21 protein-coding genes and 1 riboswitch are annotated in these 17,988 nt (G+C 38.6%); of the genes, 17 read left to right on the forward strand and 4 right to left on the reverse strand.

Annotation, left to right across the window (positions count from 1 at the left end):
- Nucleotides 1-60 precede the first annotated feature (60 nt).
- The gene (locus H9X96_RS04110; protein WP_187665075.1) at nt 61-1,440 is read right to left on the reverse strand and encodes an arginine decarboxylase; all 1,380 of its coding nucleotides are present in this window, start codon (nt 1,438-1,440) and stop codon (nt 61-63) included.
- A gap of 613 nt (nt 1,441-2,053) precedes the next feature.
- On the opposite strand from H9X96_RS04110, the gene H9X96_RS04115 reads away from it, so the two are divergent.
- From H9X96_RS04115 to H9X96_RS04135, 5 genes are all read left to right on the forward strand, one after another.
- Nucleotides 2,054-2,227 (forward strand): hypothetical protein, encoded by a 174-nt coding sequence (locus tag H9X96_RS04115; protein WP_187665076.1) that lies wholly within the window; start codon nt 2,054-2,056, stop codon nt 2,225-2,227.
- Between the two features lie 21 nt (nt 2,228-2,248).
- Nucleotides 2,249-3,130: a hypothetical protein gene (locus H9X96_RS04120; RefSeq protein WP_187665077.1), complete on the forward strand. Its 882-nt coding sequence runs from the start codon at nt 2,249-2,251 to the stop codon at nt 3,128-3,130.
- Nucleotides 3,131-3,211: 81 nt separating this feature from the next.
- Nucleotides 3,212-3,718: a hypothetical protein gene (locus tag H9X96_RS04125; RefSeq protein ID WP_187665078.1), complete on the forward strand. Its 507-nt coding sequence runs from the start codon at nt 3,212-3,214 to the stop codon at nt 3,716-3,718.
- A gap of 83 nt (nt 3,719-3,801) precedes the next feature.
- Entirely contained in the window at nt 3,802-4,329 is a 528-nt protein-coding gene (locus tag H9X96_RS04130; protein WP_187665079.1) for a hypothetical protein, read from the forward strand.
- A gap of 4 nt (nt 4,330-4,333) precedes the next feature.
- A complete protein-coding gene (locus tag H9X96_RS04135) occupies nt 4,334-5,122 on the forward strand; it encodes a hypothetical protein (protein WP_187665080.1) in 789 nt (262 codons plus the stop codon).
- A 9-nt stretch (nt 5,123-5,131) separates the two neighbouring features.
- Here H9X96_RS04135 and H9X96_RS04140 read toward each other — a convergent pair whose 3' ends face one another.
- Nucleotides 5,132-5,389: a hypothetical protein gene (locus H9X96_RS04140; protein WP_187665081.1), complete on the reverse strand. Its 258-nt coding sequence runs from the start codon at nt 5,387-5,389 to the stop codon at nt 5,132-5,134.
- A 134-nt stretch (nt 5,390-5,523) separates the two neighbouring features.
- Here H9X96_RS04140 and H9X96_RS04145 point away from each other — a divergent pair, with 134 nt between their 5' ends.
- The 10 genes from H9X96_RS04145 to H9X96_RS04190 all read left to right on the forward strand — a co-directional run bounded on the left by H9X96_RS04145 (nt 5,524) and on the right by H9X96_RS04190 (nt 12,294).
- The gene (locus tag H9X96_RS04145; RefSeq protein ID WP_187665082.1) at nt 5,524-5,808 is read left to right on the forward strand and encodes a hypothetical protein; all 285 of its coding nucleotides are present in this window, start codon (nt 5,524-5,526) and stop codon (nt 5,806-5,808) included.
- A gap of 161 nt (nt 5,809-5,969) precedes the next feature.
- Entirely contained in the window at nt 5,970-6,347 is a 378-nt protein-coding gene (locus H9X96_RS04150; protein WP_187665083.1) for a DUF6799 domain-containing protein, read from the forward strand.
- Between the two features lie 271 nt (nt 6,348-6,618).
- The gene (locus tag H9X96_RS04155; protein ID WP_187665084.1) at nt 6,619-7,716 is read left to right on the forward strand and encodes a PAS domain S-box protein; all 1,098 of its coding nucleotides are present in this window, start codon (nt 6,619-6,621) and stop codon (nt 7,714-7,716) included.
- Between the two features lie 533 nt (nt 7,717-8,249).
- Complete coding sequence (locus tag H9X96_RS04160) at nt 8,250-8,561, forward strand: hypothetical protein (RefSeq protein WP_187665085.1); 312 nt, start codon at nt 8,250-8,252, stop codon at nt 8,559-8,561.
- 536 nt (nt 8,562-9,097) lie between these two features.
- Nucleotides 9,098-9,388, forward strand: coding sequence for a hypothetical protein (locus H9X96_RS04165; protein WP_187665086.1), 291 nt, complete (start codon nt 9,098-9,100; stop codon nt 9,386-9,388).
- A 54-nt stretch (nt 9,389-9,442) separates the two neighbouring features.
- Nucleotides 9,443-9,838 carry a DUF1801 domain-containing protein gene (locus H9X96_RS04170; RefSeq protein ID WP_187665087.1) on the forward strand — a complete coding sequence of 132 codons (396 nt, stop codon included), beginning with the start codon at nt 9,443-9,445 and terminating at the stop codon, nt 9,836-9,838.
- A gap of 130 nt (nt 9,839-9,968) precedes the next feature.
- Complete coding sequence (locus tag H9X96_RS04175) at nt 9,969-10,169, forward strand: DUF2200 family protein (RefSeq protein ID WP_370576717.1); 201 nt, start codon at nt 9,969-9,971, stop codon at nt 10,167-10,169.
- A gap of 72 nt (nt 10,170-10,241) precedes the next feature.
- Nucleotides 10,242-10,472 (forward strand): hypothetical protein, encoded by a 231-nt coding sequence (locus H9X96_RS04180; RefSeq protein WP_187665088.1) that lies wholly within the window; start codon nt 10,242-10,244, stop codon nt 10,470-10,472.
- 361 nt (nt 10,473-10,833) lie between these two features.
- The gene (locus H9X96_RS04185; RefSeq protein ID WP_187665089.1) at nt 10,834-11,730 is read left to right on the forward strand and encodes a carbohydrate kinase; all 897 of its coding nucleotides are present in this window, start codon (nt 10,834-10,836) and stop codon (nt 11,728-11,730) included.
- 180 nt (nt 11,731-11,910) lie between these two features.
- Nucleotides 11,911-12,294 (forward strand): acyl-CoA thioesterase, encoded by a 384-nt coding sequence (locus tag H9X96_RS04190; RefSeq protein ID WP_187665090.1) that lies wholly within the window; start codon nt 11,911-11,913, stop codon nt 12,292-12,294.
- A 69-nt stretch (nt 12,295-12,363) separates the two neighbouring features.
- On the opposite strand, the gene H9X96_RS04195 is transcribed toward H9X96_RS04190, so the two are convergent.
- On the reverse strand, nt 12,364-12,825 hold the full coding sequence (locus H9X96_RS04195) for an Lrp/AsnC family transcriptional regulator (RefSeq protein ID WP_062549084.1): 462 nt from the start codon (nt 12,823-12,825) through the stop codon (nt 12,364-12,366).
- Nucleotides 12,826-13,011: 186 nt separating this feature from the next.
- A riboswitch (cobalamin riboswitch) is annotated at nt 13,012-13,204 on the forward strand.
- A gap of 146 nt (nt 13,205-13,350) precedes the next feature.
- On the opposite strand from H9X96_RS04195, the gene metE reads away from it, so the two are divergent.
- Together metE and H9X96_RS04205 are read left to right on the forward strand one after the other, a co-directional pair.
- The gene (gene metE / locus H9X96_RS04200; RefSeq protein WP_187665091.1) at nt 13,351-15,657 is read left to right on the forward strand and encodes a 5-methyltetrahydropteroyltriglutamate--homocysteine S-methyltransferase; all 2,307 of its coding nucleotides are present in this window, start codon (nt 13,351-13,353) and stop codon (nt 15,655-15,657) included.
- Nucleotides 15,658-15,871: 214 nt separating this feature from the next.
- On the forward strand, nt 15,872-16,834 hold the full coding sequence (locus H9X96_RS04205; RefSeq protein ID WP_187665092.1) for a methylenetetrahydrofolate reductase: 963 nt from the start codon (nt 15,872-15,874) through the stop codon (nt 16,832-16,834).
- Here the strand turns inward: H9X96_RS04205 and H9X96_RS04210 are convergent.
- Nucleotides 16,831-17,961, reverse strand: coding sequence for an adenylate/guanylate cyclase domain-containing protein (locus tag H9X96_RS04210; protein ID WP_187665093.1), 1,131 nt, complete (start codon nt 17,959-17,961; stop codon nt 16,831-16,833). The two genes, H9X96_RS04205 and H9X96_RS04210, sit on opposite strands and share 4 nt — an antisense overlap.
- Between the last annotated feature and the right edge of the window lie 27 nt (nt 17,962-17,988).

Raw genomic sequence — 17,988 nt, forward strand, 5'->3', positions numbered from 1 at the left:
GAAATACAGATTTTATCGAGGTTTTAAATTGATATTCGTTCATAATTGGCAGAATTAAATCTAGCCGTAACCCAATATATTTAAAAGCTGCTCGCTGTTTTGTTTTTCAGAAAAGACAACATATTCGAGAACATCATCTTGATTACGATCAATAATTAGATGCTTAGGTGATGGAATTAAACAATGGTTTACGCCTCCAAAGCCACTTAATGCTTCCTGATAAGCACCTGTGTGAAGGAAAGCAATAAATTGTTCTTCTTCCGTATCAGGTAGCCTGATAAATTCATTTTCGGGGGTATTAGGATAATAATCTGCACTGTCGCAGGTGAGCCCGCCAAGAATAAATGGTTTAAGATTTTTATTCCAGTTGTTGATCGGCAAAACGGGATACTCTTGATGAATTGCCCAGGTATCTGGAAGATGAGTAATAAAAGATCCGTCAATGATAGCCCAGTTGAACTCATCAGCTGTTTTTTTCTCGCAAATCTTGAAAATTGTGCTTGTTGCTTCGGCAACCGTATATTTTCCAAATTCCGTGATGATGTTCGGCTCCATCACAGCTTCTTCATGACAAATATTTTGAACCGTTGAAATGATACGCTGAACTAATAAAGGAAGGTCAGCGTCGGAGTTGATACTACTCCTGAAGGGCATTCCACCACCAATATCTAAAGTGGTCAAACTTGGGTTCCATCTTTTCAACTGACAATAAAATCTGACAATCTTTTCTAGCACTTTCCAATAATCATCGCTATTGTCCATCCCTTTTTCATTAAAGAAATGTAATGTGCTGAGCTCCAGTTTTTCATTTTTGCTGATCTCATGCTGATAAAAACTGAGAATGTCTTCTGGTGACAAACCAAACCTGGATTTTCTATCATATCCTGAAATAAAACTTAAGTTTAACCGGATGCCTATTTTAATAGGAGATAGGCCCTTGGATTCACGGAGGTAATATAGGAGCTCCGTTTTACTATCTATGATCGGCACCACCGAGCAATATCCTTGTTGAATCATCGCTGTAATTCCTGCTTGATATTCAGGAGTCTTATATCCGTTGCAAATAATTGCTGTTCCAGGTTTTAAATTACCCGCTTTAATCAAAGATCTGATCAAGTCTATATCGTAAGCTGAGGAGATTTCAATGCCGATATTGGATTGAACTGCCTTTTTCAGTATATGTTCGAAATGAGAACTTTTCGTACAATAGTAATAGCTGTATTCACCTTGATAATCCGTTTTTTCTATTGCCTTTTGAAAATACATTTTCATCCTTTCAATTTGATTAGAAATGGCGGGTAGAAAGGTAAACCGTAATGGGCTGCCGTAATCTTTAGCTAGTTTTAGTAGATCTATATTGCTATAAAATAATTTATCTTCTTTTACATCGAATTCATCAGGAAGGTCGATCTCCTGATGTATCAATAGTCTTTCATTCATTCAAAAATCTCCGTTTCCTAAGCATGCGAAGTTATTTCTATTTTAACTTTGAATTAAGGTATAAAATCTATAATAAATAGTACTTTCTGAATGAATCTTATCACCTTTTATTAGCCAGGTGTTCCAGTTGCTTTTTTAAGTGTATCCTATTCTTTTTCCAAGCATTTAAAAGCCCTTAGTTCTTGAAGGATTTCCGTAATGTGCTTCATGAACAGCAGGTTTCAGAAAATTTAGGTGTAAGCTGTGGCATACCTATTGTATAAGCTAAAATTGAGAATGATAAAATGCCATTAAAAAACGAACTCGCGACGCGTTTTTTTTAAGACTTTTTATTGGTGGATTACCATTAGGTTTTTTCGCAGTTGCGATGTTTGGCGACAAACAGAGCGGTAATAGTGGAATGTCACCAAATATGGATAAGTTTTTTCCTGTTATTTTAGTAGTCGCCTGGATTGGATATCTGATCATTGAGGCTGTTTATCTTTTCGTAAAACAGCGAATTGATGATGGATTAAGCAGTGTTTATACCGCCACAATTTTAGCTTTATTGTTTTTTTTAATCTTGTATTTAGAGCATATTTAGTCGTCATTTAACCTCCGAAAACAACGAGCTATGAAATTTCTCCTCCTCTTCTTATTCGGTATCACCAGTTTTCAATCTTTATCAGCGGAAGAAGTGCAGAATACGCTTTACAAAGGGACAAAAAACAACAGCGCCATTACTTTATATTTAAATCAGCAAGAAAATCCCTGCGGCGGAGAGGCTAATCTTAAAATAAGAACCTAGAAAAAATACACTATATAAATTATGATTGTTAAAATGAAATCTACCTATATGTTAATGGTGTTGCTCTCTACCGGAAGCGGTGCATTCTGCCAGCAAAATGAGACTAAAGCAAGCAAAGCGAAACCTATGATTAAAACGGAAAAGATAATTTACTATGATGTTAAACCCTTAAAAAATGAAAGGAGTTATGGTTTTGGCAGAGATTTGTACAAGGAGTACGACAACAACGGGAATCAGCTTACAGAGTCCATAATTTTAGCAAAGGAAGGAACAGATGAAGATGAAAATAATTTATCTTACCGGTATCATTATCAGACTGGGAAACTCGATAAAGCAGAACACTTTAGTGTGTTAAGAGCTGGAATCAAGCACGAAGAAGTCCGCTTTACCTATAGTACTGATGGAAAACTTGAAAAAGAAGCACTAATCGTTTTCCAGGACGGTAAAGAAGTCTTAAATAAAAATAGCTTTTATACGCTTTATAGCTATGAAAAAGACCAAAAGGAAGAACACTGGCGCTTCGATGAAGCAGCTCAAAAGTTTAAACTTTCTTATCGAACGGTAAAGGAATTTGATAACCGCAGGAATCTGATTAAGGAAACTAATTATGATGAGGACCATCAACCTTACCGAACCAACATAAAAACCTATAATGATAAAAATCAGATCATCAGGGAAATAGCAGTAGATCAGTATTCAGATAGAGATGAAAGTATCTTGTACAATCCGCAAGGCGATGTGCTAAAAATCAATGCTAAAAATAGGGGAGAAGTGAGTTACACCTACAAATATGATGAACATAATAACTGGATTGAGAAAACGGAAAAAGAGATCAGCGTAAATCAAGGAAAATCTAAAATTAGTAATCATCACCTCATTAAAAGAACAATTATATATTATTAATCCTAATCAATAAGCGTTTATGATTTATAAAAGAGAAAAACATGACCAAAAGACTAATTCTATAAGTTTACAACTTAACTGATGATAAATACCAAATTACTAGCCAATTTCTCTACTCCGAGAAAGGCAATACTGATGGTAGGGATTTTTACCCTCCTAATCAGCACCTGCGTTATTTTCCCCATCCAAAAAGAAGAAAGTAATTTCCTGGAGGACTTTACGTATACCTTTCTAGGTCTATTCCTGGCGCTGTTGCTCCTGATGATTGGCTTGTTGGGCAAAGATTTTTTCAAAGGGCTTTTGTTCCTTTTTTTAAGCGCTATTTTTGGGGCTGTCTTTTTTTATGTAGCCTATCCTGTTGTTCAATATGCAAGCTTTATCGCCGTTTGGCTAGGTGTTCCCTCTGGTGTGCTTACTGCGATACTATTTATGATCTTTAATTTCTGCTTATTGAAGGATTTAAAACGCTATAAACTGCTCAAACAAATCATTGTTTATCTAATTATTCTGTTCATTGTTTCTGTTTTATTCGGCTACGGCGGTGATTGGATGTTTGAAATCACTGAATATTTTAAAAATAAAAGCTAACTCAAAATTTAAACCGATCTTTTATAGATTGCTGATCAAAAATGTACTCAAGAACGAATTATAAAAAACACAAATTAATTAATATGAATAAATTGATCCTATTTATTTTACTGATATTCATTTTTGGCTGTGGTGATACTCAAAAAAAGAAGACTATGACCTTAGCAGATACCTCAAGCTCCACAAATAATGATCATGTGGAATCTATACAGAAAGATTCCATTAAGCCTGCTCCAAAGAAAATAAAAAAACCTGAAGAGCTAGTTCAAAATGAAATTAACGCAGAGTTTATTCAAAAAGCGATCGTCTACAGAAGGGATAGTTCGTTAAATATTTTCGGAAATATTAGAGCCGACTATAGAATTTTTGGCTATCAGAAGGCCGATACAAATTCTAGGAAATTGCTATTGGTATCCGTTTTTACAAGTGATGTAAAAGACAATCCTTATCGCTGTGAGTATGGCGCATATTATTCTTCTAGTGATATCGAAAATACACGCTTAAAATATGTTAGAAAGACTGGCGACTTTATAGAGGCAAATTTAATAAAGAATGGGGTCATATTAACGCCCATTTTTTTTCAGAAAAACTGGGTAGAATTTAAAGATTAAAATCATGAAGAGATTGTTTTTCTTATTTGCTTTCCTCAGTATTTTAAATACAGGGAAAGCATCAGACAGCATTCGTAAAGCGAATTTGGCAGAGGTTGATTTTAATAAGAATTTTGTGGGCACTATAAACCGAAAAATTGATGTTGTTTTTAGCTTGAAAAGCGTAAATGGTAAAGTTGCTGGCTTTTATTATTATGATAAAATTGGTGTAGAGATCAACCTGACTGGAACTATTATTAATGGGGAAGTATTGCTCTATGAATTAGACCATCAGCATATTAAAAAAGCAAAAATTACAGGGAAACTCCTCAAAAACACCTTTATTGGTAGATGGGAGGATTTATCCACAAAAAAGGACTTTCCAATCCAATTACAGGGAACCAATAAAAGTATTCCCAGTTTGCCTAAAAATCTTGTTGGTACCTATAAATTTGATAGTGAATCTGGCTGTCCATTAACCATAAAGATCTCAAAAATGAATGGGGCATATGGTTACAGTTTTAAAAGTTCAATTAGGACCTTAAAAGGTAAAGTTACCTTTAGCAGAAGCCTCGATGAAAAATTAGTTTATATCAATTTCAACGGAATTGAATGGGAAGATAATACGGGTGCAATCAGCGATGACGACCTTGATGAGGAGCCTAAAGCAACAATGAACCTGCCTACCTCTGTTGGTGGCCTATTAAGTGATGGCGAAATCAACATCCAGAATTCAGGTAATTCCATGAACGCTTATCTTAAAATTGGAGAATGTTCCGCAATGTATATTCCGCTTAAAAGGGTCGGTGGCTAAATGTTTAAATTATCCATAATGTGCGTCAATAGCCAAACCAATCGAGTTGACCTCCTTCTGATCTAATTTGCCTTCCAGCTGTTGCCAGGAATGGTGCTGATCGGATTTAAGGATTGCTAATGTTTCCTTGTCTCTGGTGACTTTAAAACTTAATCCCGCTTCAGGACTGATTGAAGCATCATCCACAGGAATAATAGTGAAGGTTAATGGCTCCAGTCCCTGATTGATTTCTACCGATACGTTAAAACTTTTATCCTGATGATCCATTGTTAATGTGTTGATTTATCAGATAAACAACCTGTACGCTAAATTGTTAGTTCTTTTAAGGTTCTTTGAGCGTTTAATATTGAGGCGCTGAAACTATCTGTTGTTGATATTGTTCTTGATTTAAAAATAATATCATGGATCCATTTAATATAATGATCACCGTCGGAAATGAAAAGCTGGATTTAAATATTCATCCAGAGGAAGCAGGTAGCTATAAAATTGTCTACCATGGTGCACTTGTAGGGGAAATTTTCATGGGACAGGGGGAAAGTTGGGAAGCCATCTCTGCGAATGAACTGGATGCTTTTCCTCATCCGATTTATGAATATGATGAAACTTCAGGACACGCTGAAATTCTGCTGGAACAGGACGTGGTCCAGCAAATAGGAGCGCAAATCAAAATAGCGACAAATAATTAGCAAAACTGAGATTGATCCCATAAACAACTTTTCTCATGGTTTCTTTTTCTATTTAAATTAGAACAATAATGATTAGTGGTTTGTTGTAGTTTATTGAGTAATCGGCTGAAATTTAAGGTGTTGGTTGGTTGCTTCAAACAAAAAACATCAAAACCAAAATTATGAAAAAGTTATTTTTAATGATTACAGCGTTAGGCATGTTGACCTGCAGTACGGTTGTCGCACAGGACACTATCATGCACAAAAAAATGAAAACTCATAAAATGAGTCCTCCTAAAGACCACATCATGATGAAAGACGGGAAAATGTGGGTGATGAAAAATGGTAAACATACCGAATTGAAGGAACCAATGACCCTGGAAAATGGAACAATGGTGATGGCTGATGGCACGGTGAAAATGAAGGATGGAAATACCATGATGTTGAAAAATGGTAATTCGATAGACATGATGGGCAAGGTGATGCCTATGAAGATGAAAAAAACCATGAAATCTCCTATGAAAAGGGATAGCATGAAAAGAGACACCATGAAATATTAGATTGATTTGCGGGTAATAAAATTTTTCATGGTTAAGAGGGACAATTAGTACTTTTTTTAAAATCCGGACACTGCAATCTTTCAATTTAGGAGGAAACGAAAACAGGATTGGCGGAGTCCGGATTTGGTTATCAGTGAAATAAACACAATTCTCTAGGAATATGGGGATGGAATGCTTAATTCAGCGCTGAACAAAATGAATATTTGCTAAACTTTAGTAAATTTAGTGCTAGGGAGCGAGATAAATCGCAAATAAGCTAGCAACATAGGGTATGACATCTAAAATAAATAATCAAAATGGTTTTTTTCAGGATAGGTTTGATACTGAACCTTTTTTTGAAGTTTCCCAGGATTTGATGTGCATAGCCGGCTTTGATGGCTACTTTAAACGAATTAATCCTGCAGTATCTAAACTTTTAGGATATTCGGATGAAGAGTTGTTTTCAAGACCAATTAATGATTTTGTCTATGAAGAAGATCAGCATATGACAGAGGACCATCGAACCGATCTCAGGGAAAATATTCCACTATTAAATTTTGAAAATCGTTATGTAACTAAGCAGGGTGAAGTAATATGGCTATCATGGACATCAATTCCTGTTAGGGAATCGAAGCTAGTCTATGCCGTTGCCAAGAATATAACACATAAAAAGAAAATTGAAGAAGAACGCAGCCAACTTTTGATCAGTCTTTCCAAGATCAATGAAGAGCTGCAGCATTTGACTCAAATGGCCTCCCATGATTTGAGGGCACCTGTAAATAATTTGCTGGCCTTGTTCAACCTTTTAGATGTTGCTAAAGTTGAGGACAAGGGCACTATCGAACTCATCAATGTATTACAGTCAACAACAGAGGAATTGAAGGGCCGCTTAAATTACTATCTGGATGCGGCCTGTCAAAAAAAGAGTGTGCATGTGCCGACAGAAAATTTGAATCTTCAGCACTCGTTGAACGCTGTCTTTTATTCTATTAATTCTTTGATATCAGACTCTAAGGCGCTCATTAATATTGATTTTTCTGCATTCGATACGATCAATTTTAATAAGGTTTATATGGATAGTATATTCCTGAATTTGATTACCAACTCAATTAAGTATACCAAGCCGGGGATTTACCCTGATATTTCGATTGCAACAAAAAGAGTAAATGGCCATCGGCAATTGATTTTTAAGGATAAGGGTTTGGGTTTTGATATGGAAAACGTGAAGCACAAGGTATTTGGGCTGCATCAGACATTCCACGATCATGCAGAGAGTAAAGGTGTTGGTCTTTTCTTGATCTATAACCATATTAATAGTTTAGGAGGACATATTGAGGTCGAAAGTAAGGTGAATGAAGGGGTGAAGTTTGTGCTGACTTTTAAGGATTAAGGAAAAACCCTGACATTTTATCGATTATACGAAAGAAGGATTGCCGGAACTTCGCTGGGAAACCCAATCGGTGAAGCTAGTGGATTTAAATAATGATGGAATTATGAATTTAATGATGGAAAAGGACTTTTACCGAACAGCCGGAAAAGCTGGAATTGAAAGTTCCGCTGCATACCAGTTAAGTGCTGACCTTTGATGTAAATAGCGACCAGCATCCGGATATTCTGTTTCTTAACTTAACAAGTAATGGTGCTGCATTTGAGAAAGACCCTACCGCCCGTTAACTGAGCAATGATGGTATCCTGGATCTTTTTATCGGTCAATGGGGAACACAGGCAAGATTGCTTTTGGGAAAATAACTAAGTGTTGCTTCCTTAAACCACAAAGTGTGGCATATCTCTACAGTTGAAATCTGATTTTATTTTGTAACTACCTCTTTTTCAGTTGTGTGCCAAAGAGGGTCATTCATGGCACTATTATGAACATTAGTATTAGTATAATTAACAAGAATATTTAACACTAATATATAAGTTATGAAAAAGATCATTTTATCAGCAGCATTTTTAGCATTCGCATCAATCACAGCAGTAAACGCATCAGAAGTAAAAAGTCCAGTAGCTATTACTGTGAAACAAGATAGTACAACTAAAGTTCCGGTTGAATTGAAAGATCTTCCAGAAGCAGTACAAACTACATTGCAAAGTGAACCAGTTAAAGCATGGACTCCAGTAGCCGCTTTCCTGGTAACGAATGCAGACAAAACTAAATATTACCAAATCGATGTGAAAAAAGACGCAGAAGCGGCTTCTATCAAAATCGCAGAAGATGGTAAAGTAGTTCAATAGTTATATTGAATCCCCAATTGTCTAAAATAAAGGCTGTCAAGCCAATCAGGAGGCTGTATCATATAATATGATTAGCCTCCTTTTTTTATTGGCGTCAACTTCCTTGATTTGCTTACAAGCTTCAGGGCTTTGCATACATGCGCATGATTTGGCTCACCGACCTTTAGATCATGGAAATAAAACAAATAGCATTGGGCAGCCAGGGTTTGGTTGTGCCTGTGATCGGCCTGGGCTGTATGGGCATGACGGGTTTTGAAAAGGCGAATATGTATGGTCCTGCTGATGAGCACTGTCTCCAGTAAATGCTTAGCCCAAAAAATCTGGAGGATAAGTTCTCTGAGCGTATTTCAAGTCTATTTCTTTTAAAAAGGCTTATGTTCAATAAAAGAATAATTTTAAGCGTTTTCTCTTCATCTATTTTTGATTAAAATTTTAATTAAAGATACGATTTCCTGCTTTTAATCGGATCAAAATTGAAGGGTTGAAGCTCCTTATCGGTTAGGTAAGTTTTAACGCTTTGTTCTTATATTTGAGCTATGATTGATATAAAAGATTTCAAACAATCGCTAAAAGATCAGCGCTTACCTGCTGATTTGCCTTCATATTTAAAAGCGCTTTGGTACGACGGAACAGGGAATTGGAAAACAGCACACGATGTAATTGACCAGTTGACAGACCCGCGTTCAGCTCATATTCATGCGTACCTGCATCGCAAGGAAGGCGACATTTGGAATGCAGATTACTGGTATAAAAGAGCGGGGAAGAAAAGGCCAGAGCTGTCGCTGGAGAAAGAATGGGAAATGCTGATCAAGGAATATTGTCTGTAATCTGGTCAAACAACATTTTCAGGAAAAAGGAACATCATCCAAAAAATAACCCGAATGAATAAAGACATCAGCGCTTATAATGAATCGCAATCGGTCGCAGATCGGGAAATATGTAAGGTATTGTCGGCAGAAATCAACAGCAAATTAGCTGATGAAGAAAGTAAAATCTGGCATGCGCATCCCGTATGGTTTATAGATGGTAACCCAATTGCAGGTTATAGCAAACTGAAAGCGGGCATCCGTTTGATGTTCTGGAGCGGTGCTGATTTCGAGGAACCGGAACTAAAGATAGGCACTGGGAAATTTAAGGATGCCTCAATTACCTATACCGCTGTTGAGCAAATCAACACCGCTGACCTGGCACGCTGGCTTGAAAAATCTAAAACCATACAGTGGGACTATAAAAACATCATTAAAAGAAAAGGTGTTTTATTGCGATTGCCCCTTTAAATCGCTTATTTAATTGTTCTAAATTTCTACGCTATACTTATTTAAATCAACATTCATCGAACAACAATAGGAATTACATGAGGTTATATTTTGGCTGACAGAATATGATCAGCAAAGTCTTTAGCAAATCATCGACAATAAAACAGACTTTGAAACTTTCTTTGCTCAGGCACCGCAATTAAACCCAAATGTTCCAAAAATTACTGGTGTCATCTTCGGTTACCGCGTAGAAGAAATCGAAAACCAGCGGATGCAAAAGATCCGTTATCTGGATCAGCTGGTGGAGGAATTGCCAAGGCGAAAAGCCATGGAAAAGATGCTGCGGAAATAAAATAAAAGAAATATATTCAGGTAAATAAACGTAAACACAATAAAAGCGCATTTCTTACGCTATAATTGCACTATGAATTTACCAATGCGCATCACTTTTGATGAAAGAGACTATACTTACGTTGTTTTAACAAAGGGAATAACTAAAGAAACTACTGCAATTGAGATTAACCTAAATGATATCGAATATCAATTGGTTTGCAATCCAAAAGGGGATTGGGATGTAGTTGATGCAACTGTAAACAATCATCCTGGACTACTTAAGGCTATCGGAAGAAACATCAAACTTCGCTATAGATTATAAAAAAAATGCTAGACTATTTTCCTGGTTGAAGCGCTATAAATTAACTCAGCATCGATCACTGTTCTGCTTAAGGCATCGCTGTCTTTGATTTTTCTAGAATCAAGCCGGCAGCAATTTCTCCCATTTGAGTTAGTGGCTGTTCCACGCTGGTAATTGAGGGTGTACAAGGCTGGCCAATTCAGTTTCTGAGAAACTTGCGATTGAAACTTCTTCAGCGATTCTGATAGCGATCATCATTGGCGGTTGCTTTTGGCTCTTGGAGATGGACACTCACTGTAATTTGTGAGTTGTTAATGCTATCTTATGCTTTATTTGGATCCCGTATCAGCGTCAGGGACCTGATCAATTAAACAATAATCAAATGGAAATAAAGAAAATAAAAATAGCTTGTTTTGGTGAAGTCCTATGGGATATCTTTCCCGGAGGTCAGCGAAGGGCAGGGGGAGCGCCATTTAATGTGGCGTATCACCTTTTCAAAATGGGCGTTGAAGTCAACATGATCAGCAGTGTTGGGAAGGATGACCTTGGTGAGGAATTACTGCATAAAATTAAAAACTGGAACATTTCAACGGAGGGCATTCAGGTTGATCCTTTGCATCCGACCAGTACGGTGATCGCTTCTTTGGACGAAAACAATGATGCACATTATGAGATCGTAGAAAACGTAGCCTGGGATTTTATTGAAGTCCGTCCGAAAGATCAAGAAAAGTTAAGCAGTACAGATGCCCTGGTTTTTGGAAGTCTGGTGACCCGAAATGAAAGGTCGAGAAATACCCTGTTTGAATTGATCGAGGCCAGTGCTTATCATGTATTTGATATTAACCTGAGGCCACCGCATTACGATGTGAATGTGATCAAAGATCTGCTGCATAAAACACAATTGGCCAAGTTCAATAAGGCAGAACTGCGCATGATGCTCGATTTTCTTGGCAAAAGCTACCGCACGGAAAACGATGCAGTCAGGTATTTGCAGGATACCTTTGATTTGCAGGAGATCATCATCTCTAAAGGAAGTAAGGGGGCACTTTACGCTCATGGGGACGACTTCTACTTATGCCCGGCAATATCCATTGAAGTAAAAGATACTGTTGGGAGCGGTGATTCTTTTCTGGCTGGATTTCTGTCTAAAAGATTTGAAAATGGCGCATCTGCACAGCAGATCATGCAGCAAGCAGTTTCATTAGGCGCTTTTATTACGGCACGTGAGGGCGCTTGTCCTGAATACTCATTAGAAGATTTCTTGCTTTTTCAGGGATAGTCATGATACTAAAAATATACCAGCTCCGGTGCTTTTACCATTTGTAAAACGCCATTTTTCTAGAACATCAAAACCTGCGATTAAAGTTCCTCTCCATAACATTTGTCGTTTTTATAAAAATAGACCCTACATCCGCTGTTTACCATAGCATCAAAATGTAATGACAACCGAAATTTCAAAATGACAATAGCCGAAAAAATCAATAAATCGGAAACACATGTTTTTAAGGTGGTGTTTCCTGATACGACCAACCACCACAATACCATGTTTGGCGGAAGAATATTAATGATGATGACCGAGACCGCCTTTATGACGGCAACGCGGTTCAGCCGGAAAAACTTTGTGCTGGTCAGCAGTGGTCAAATTGATTTCACCAAGCCCATTCCTGCCGGTATGCTGGTGGAATTGGTGGGGCGGGTTCAACGTATCGGGAATACCAGTATTACGATACAGGTGGAGGTTTATTTAGAGAAGATGAGCGAAGAGTTCAGAGAAAAAGTAGTGAGCGGTGCTTTTACTTTAGTCGCCATTGGAGAAGACCATGAGCCCATTTCAATTGGTTAAAAAATAGTCGGCTAATTAATGGCTAGTAAAAAGAATATTGCAGCCCGGATATCATGCCGGGCTGTATGCTTAAAAATTAATATTGTAAGAGTTCTTGATCTCTGCCATGGCAAAAGTACTGTGTGTACTTCCGATACTTTTAACCGATCCCAGTTTGTTAAAAACAAAATCCTGGTAGTGTTTCATATCCCTAGCATAGACTTTTAATATAAAGTCATAATCCCCCGAAATGTTGTAACACTCTACGACTTCATCAATCTTTAGAATATCTTCTACAAAGCGGTGACCGATCTTTCTATCGTGCTGTTTGAGTTTGATGTTGCAGAAAACAATAAAGCCCTGGTTGAATTTTTCAGCATCCAGTACTGCAATGTATTTTTTGATAAATCCGGTACTTTCCAGCCTTTTTATTCGCTCAAAAACAGGCGAGGTGGAGAGGTTTACCTTAGCGGCGAGCTCTTTTACAGTGTAATTTGAATTGTCGCCTAATATCTTTAATAGCAGCAAATCTGTTTCATCCAATTCTTCCATAGCATATTTTCCCTTTAGGGTAGTAAAAATAGCAACTTAAAAGGATATTGTGCTTTAAAATTTAAGAAAAAAAGCTGATTATACTTATTTAATACTGTTTATAAAGATATATAATCTGTGTATGTACATTTGTTTAGCATTTAGTCCCTGTAGGGGGCTGGATCACAAACAATAGTTCTTTTCTATACTTTATCTACCGGAAAAGGTTTCCGATGAAAATCGGAATTAAAAGGGAACCGTGTGAAAATCACGGACTGTCGCGCAACTGTAAGTAACCACATAGTTTCTGCCAAAATAGGTCCACTGTCTTTTGATAAAGATGGGAAGGACGGCTGAAATGTTACAAGTCAGGAGACCTGCCGATTCTGGAAAGACAATGCTTTCGCGAATTAAAGTAAATGATCTGATGATTTTGAGACTGGAAATTAGCCGGTCCGGAGGATACAGTATGCCCTTTTTTTGTGAAGCACTTTGAAGTCTGGCAAAAGCAATTTAAAAGTTTTACTAATTAAATCTTTTTAAGAAATGTTAACACAAAACCTCGGCTACCCGCGAATTGGTAACCAAAGACAACTAAAAAAAGCCTGTGAACAATATTGGGCTGGTAAAATAGGTAAGGACGAGCTACATGCGGTGGCCCGTAAGATTAAGGAAGAAAACTGGCAGACGCAGCTCGATGCTGGAATTGATCTGATCCCTTGCAATGATTTTAGCTTTTACGACCAGGTATTGGATACCAGTTTATTGCTTGGTGTCATTCCTCAGCGGTATTCGCCGGTACTTTCGCAGGTGAAATCAAACCATGAAATTGACCTTTACTTTGCGATGGCACGTGGTTATCAAAAAGATGGATTGGACATTACGGCTATGGAAATGACCAAATGGCTGGATACCAATTACCATTATATTGTACCTGAATTTACTGCCAATCAGGAATTCAGAATTTTCAACGAGAATATTTTTAGTGAATACAATACGGCAAAATTGCAGCTTGGCGAAAAAGCCAAACCTGTACTTTTAGGTCCGGTAAGTTACCTTTTACAGGGTAAAGAAAAAGAACAGGGATTTGAGCGCATTGACCTGATTAAAAAAATAGTCCCTGTTTATGTGGACATCATTAACCGCCTGAGACAGCAGGGGGCGAAATGGATTCAATTGGATGAGCCTTGTCTGGTACTTGACCTTTCGAAAAAAGAGAAAGCAGCATTTGATTATGCTTATCGCGCAATTTCTAACCGGGTGAGCGGTGTTAAAATTGTGGTGGCTACTTATTTTGATGCTTTGCTAGACAATACACAGCTGGCGGTAAACCTGCCTGTTGCTGCATTACACATTGATCTGGTACGTGCAGCAGAACAGCTGGATGAAGTGCTGGCCTTGATTCCTGATGGACTTCAGCTTTCTTTGGGTGTGGTAGATGGTCGTAACGTATGGAAAAATGATGACAAAAAATCATTGGGCCTGATCGATAAAGCGGTTGAGAAGCTGGGTACAGATAGGGTAATTATTGCACCTTCCTGTTCCTTGCTCCACAGTCCGATTGACCTGGATCTGGAAACTGCTATCGATCCTGAAATCAAGAACTGGATGGCTTTTGCCAAACAGAAACTAACTGAAGTTGCAGAATTGAAACAGATTGCTGAAGGCAATGAGGATCTACTAAGCGCAAATCAAGCAGCGATTGAAAGCAGAAGGTCATCCCAAAAAGTGCATAAACAAGCGGTTAAAGACCGTGTAGCGGGCATTACTGAAGCAGATGCAACACGTTTAAGTGCTTTCCCTGTACGTCAGAAATTGCACAATGAACGCTTCCAATTGCCATCCTTCCCTACAACTACCATTGGTTCTTTTCCGCAGACAGACGACATCAGACAATTGCGGGCAAAATTCAAAAAGGGCGATCTAACACTTGAACAGTATGAAACCGCGATTGAACAAGCAACTGTAGAGACCATCCGCTGGCAGGAAGAAATAGGCCTGGATGTGCTGGTGCATGGCGAATTCGAACGTAATGACATGGTGGAGTATTTCGGCGAGCAGCTGGATGGCTTCCTGTTTACTAAAAATGGATGGGTACAGAGCTATGGAAGCCGATGCGTAAAACCTCCTGTTATTTATGGTGATGTTAGTCGCCCAAAAAACATGACGGTACGCTGGAGCGAATTTGCTGCTGCGCAAACGGACAAACCAATGAAAGGCATGCTGACCGGCCCGGTAACCATTCTGCAATGGTCATTTGTGCGTGACGATCAGCCTAGAGATGTGACGACAAACCAGATTGCTTTTGCCATCCGTGATGAAGTGCTTGCACTTGAAAAAGCAGGTATTGGCATCGTTCAAATTGATGAAGCGGCCATCCGTGAAGGATTACCATTAAGAAAAGCCAAACACCCGCATTACCTGGACTGGGCAGTTAAAGCTTTCCGTATCACTGCAAGTGGTGTACAGGATAAAACACAAATCCATACACACATGTGCTATAGCGAATTCAATAACATCATCGAACATATCGCGGCAATGGATGCCGATGTAATCACGATTGAAACTTCTCGTTCACAAATGGAATTACTAGAAGCCTTTGCGAATTTTGAATATCCAAATGAGATTGGCCCAGGGGTATATGATATCCATTCCCCGCGTGTACCTAGTACAGAAGAAATGGCTTCCCTTTTGGCGAAAGCAGCAGATTTACTGCCAGCAAATCACCTTTGGGTAAACCCGGACTGCGGACTTAAAACACGTAAATGGCCGGAAACTAAAGCTGCATTGATCAATATGGTAGCTGCCGCTAAACAGGCGAGGGTACAGATCAGCGTAGAAAGTGTACTTTAATTCCTAGTACTACGGGTGTACTGCACCCGTAGTTTTTTTAACTGCTGCCATTACGACCTCTGGGTGGAAAGAAAACCATACGGAAGAGATTGTGGCACTAATAGATAAAGTAATTAACCATCCGGAAGATGAAGTTGGACTAAAGAAAGTTCGTGAGGAAGTAGAACGGATGATGGAGAAAAACCCATTGTATAAATTATAACGTTTGTCATTAATGTTCTTAAATAAAATCAAATCCGGAGCGTCCGGAATTTTAACCTACGGAATCACCCCTCCGAAATCAGAAACTACGCCTGAGCGAATTGCAGAAATCGCAGAAAAGACGATTGCCAGATTAATCCCTTTAGGTATTGATGCCTTAATTGTGTATGATGTTCAGGATGAATCTGCCCGTACCTGTGAAGAAAGGCCATTTCCTTTTGGGAAAGCACATGATCCTTTTAGTTTTGCAGCAGGCTATCTTCAGCAGCTCGATGTTCCTAAGATTATCTACCGTCCAGCAGGAAAATTCTCTGGAGAAGAACTATCGGATTGGCTGGAGGATCTTCATCAGCATAATTTTTATCCGGTTTTTGTGGGCGTACCTGCACCTGATTTCCCGGTTAAAATCAGTTTGCCGGAGGCTTACGGGATTTGGAATAAGTACAATAATACTTCTGTGATGGGAGCCGTTACTATTCCTGAAAGGCATGAGGTATTAAAGGACGAAGATCAACGGATCCTGGACAAAGCCAGCTGTGGAGTGAGCTACTTTATCTCCCAATGTGTGTTTGATGTCAGCTATGCGAAAAAAGTAGTAGAAGACCTCTGCAGGACTTGTCTGGAGCAGCAAAAGACAGCACCAACCATTATTTTTACGCTCAGCGCCTGCGGTTCGGCTAAAACCTTGTGTTTTATGGAATGGCTGGGTATTCATATTCCGGATCCGCTTAAAGAGGAGCTCAAACTTGCCGATAATATGCTGGAGAGATCAGTGAATGTCTGCCTGGAAATTGCGGCTGAACTGACTGCATTTTGTGCGGAACGCTGTGTGCCTTTCGGATTCAATATTGAAAGTGTAGCGATCCGAAAAGACGAGATTGAAGCCTCGATTTTTATGGTCAATGAAATTGCAGCAATGCTGCAGGAGAAAGGGATCAGAAAAATGCAGCCGGTTTTGGCAGGTAGAAACGATTAAAGTGATTCGATACCCTCCACACTAAAAATCCCCACTTCAACAGACTTACCTCGGAGCAAAATCATCCCTATAGCTTCTGTTTGTAGTTGATGGTGTGGGTCTAAGGAAGCTAAAGCATATTCTGAGATTAGAAATTTTTTGTGGTAGTCATTACAGACACTTTGAATTCTTGCTGCAGTATTCAAAGTGTCACCATGATAGGCGATGTCTCTTTTGATGTCACCAATCTCTACAGCAGTCACTTTTCCCATGTGTAGGCCTGCTTTAAAATGCGGTAGAAACCCATAGTTGGAAAGGTAATAATTGGCGTTGTCTTGAAACTGCTTTTCACAGCCGAAAAAGAACCGAATGCAGGAGAGGTCTCTCTCGTCATCAGTTATCCTCCAGGTGACCACAATTTCATCCCCTACATATTGGTAAACGTCAGCATTGAACGACAAAAGAATCTTGTTGATGTCTAAAAAACTATCTCTGATAAATGAACTGTATTTGAGATGCCCCAGCTTTTCTGCGATAGCAGTGGAGGATTTTAAGTCCATGAACATGAAAATCCGTTCCTCTTCCTTTGGGCTTTTATACTTGCCAAGTAGCAGAGGAACCAGTACACCTGGGCCATATTTTCTGTTCACCTGGTTGATAAAACCGATGATGAATGTCATGAATAAATAGTAAATCACCAGGATAAAAAAGATGTACTCCCATGATTTATCGTTCAGCATAAAGTTGGGCGCATATAGGGCTGGATCTACAAATAAATTCAGGAAAATACGCTTGGTGAAAACCAGCATCGATACAATTAGTACCAGGGAGAGGATGGATTTGATCAAAATTATCCTGCCCATAGATTGCCTTTTCTGGAGATTCTTATCCAAATAGTGGTCGGTTAAGCCGAGGATAACCCCATAAAGAAATCCGAAAAATACAGCCAGTATTAAGGTGGTGCCCAATCCACTGGGCGGATGGATTGGATAAGTTTCACTGATGGAAAGTGACTGCAAATGCATGAGCACACACAGAAAAACATTGGCAACGATCCAAAAGTTAATTTGTATGCCCAGATAGCTTAAGACCGGGAACTTAGCCGTGAATTTTCGTGCGGAACTGGTATAATCCCATTTTTTTGACATCTTATTCAGCTTTTTTTTTGAGTTTCC

This window comes from Pedobacter sp. N36a (assembly GCF_014472395.1).
Lineage (GTDB): Bacteria > Bacteroidota > Bacteroidia > Sphingobacteriales > Sphingobacteriaceae > Pedobacter.

Coding starts and splice junctions, on each gene's coding strand:
- H9X96_RS04110 (WP_187665075.1), bottom strand. CDS start 1,440: ATGAATGAAAGACTATTGATACATCAGGAGATCGACCTTCCTGATGAA.
- H9X96_RS04115 (WP_187665076.1), top strand. CDS start 2,054: ATGAAATTTCTCCTCCTCTTCTTATTCGGTATCACCAGTTTTCAATCT.
- H9X96_RS04120 (WP_187665077.1), top strand. CDS start 2,249: ATGATTGTTAAAATGAAATCTACCTATATGTTAATGGTGTTGCTCTCT.
- H9X96_RS04125 (WP_187665078.1), top strand. CDS start 3,212: ATGATAAATACCAAATTACTAGCCAATTTCTCTACTCCGAGAAAGGCA.
- H9X96_RS04130 (WP_187665079.1), top strand. CDS start 3,802: ATGAATAAATTGATCCTATTTATTTTACTGATATTCATTTTTGGCTGT.
- H9X96_RS04135 (WP_187665080.1), top strand. CDS start 4,334: ATGAAGAGATTGTTTTTCTTATTTGCTTTCCTCAGTATTTTAAATACA.
- H9X96_RS04140 (WP_187665081.1), bottom strand. CDS start 5,389: ATGGATCATCAGGATAAAAGTTTTAACGTATCGGTAGAAATCAATCAG.
- H9X96_RS04145 (WP_187665082.1), top strand. CDS start 5,524: ATGGATCCATTTAATATAATGATCACCGTCGGAAATGAAAAGCTGGAT.
- H9X96_RS04150 (WP_187665083.1), top strand. CDS start 5,970: ATGAAAAAGTTATTTTTAATGATTACAGCGTTAGGCATGTTGACCTGC.
- H9X96_RS04155 (WP_187665084.1), top strand. CDS start 6,619: ATGACATCTAAAATAAATAATCAAAATGGTTTTTTTCAGGATAGGTTT.
- H9X96_RS04160 (WP_187665085.1), top strand. CDS start 8,250: ATGAAAAAGATCATTTTATCAGCAGCATTTTTAGCATTCGCATCAATC.
- H9X96_RS04165 (WP_187665086.1), top strand. CDS start 9,098: ATGATTGATATAAAAGATTTCAAACAATCGCTAAAAGATCAGCGCTTA.
- H9X96_RS04170 (WP_187665087.1), top strand. CDS start 9,443: ATGAATAAAGACATCAGCGCTTATAATGAATCGCAATCGGTCGCAGAT.
- H9X96_RS04180 (WP_187665088.1), top strand. CDS start 10,242: ATGAATTTACCAATGCGCATCACTTTTGATGAAAGAGACTATACTTAC.
- H9X96_RS04185 (WP_187665089.1), top strand. CDS start 10,834: ATGGAAATAAAGAAAATAAAAATAGCTTGTTTTGGTGAAGTCCTATGG.
- H9X96_RS04190 (WP_187665090.1), top strand. CDS start 11,911: ATGACAATAGCCGAAAAAATCAATAAATCGGAAACACATGTTTTTAAG.
- H9X96_RS04195 (WP_062549084.1), bottom strand. CDS start 12,825: ATGGAAGAATTGGATGAAACAGATTTGCTGCTATTAAAGATATTAGGC.
- metE (WP_187665091.1), top strand. CDS start 13,351: ATGTTAACACAAAACCTCGGCTACCCGCGAATTGGTAACCAAAGACAA.
- H9X96_RS04205 (WP_187665092.1), top strand. CDS start 15,872: ATGTTCTTAAATAAAATCAAATCCGGAGCGTCCGGAATTTTAACCTAC.
- H9X96_RS04210 (WP_187665093.1), bottom strand. CDS start 17,961: ATGTCAAAAAAATGGGATTATACCAGTTCCGCACGAAAATTCACGGCT.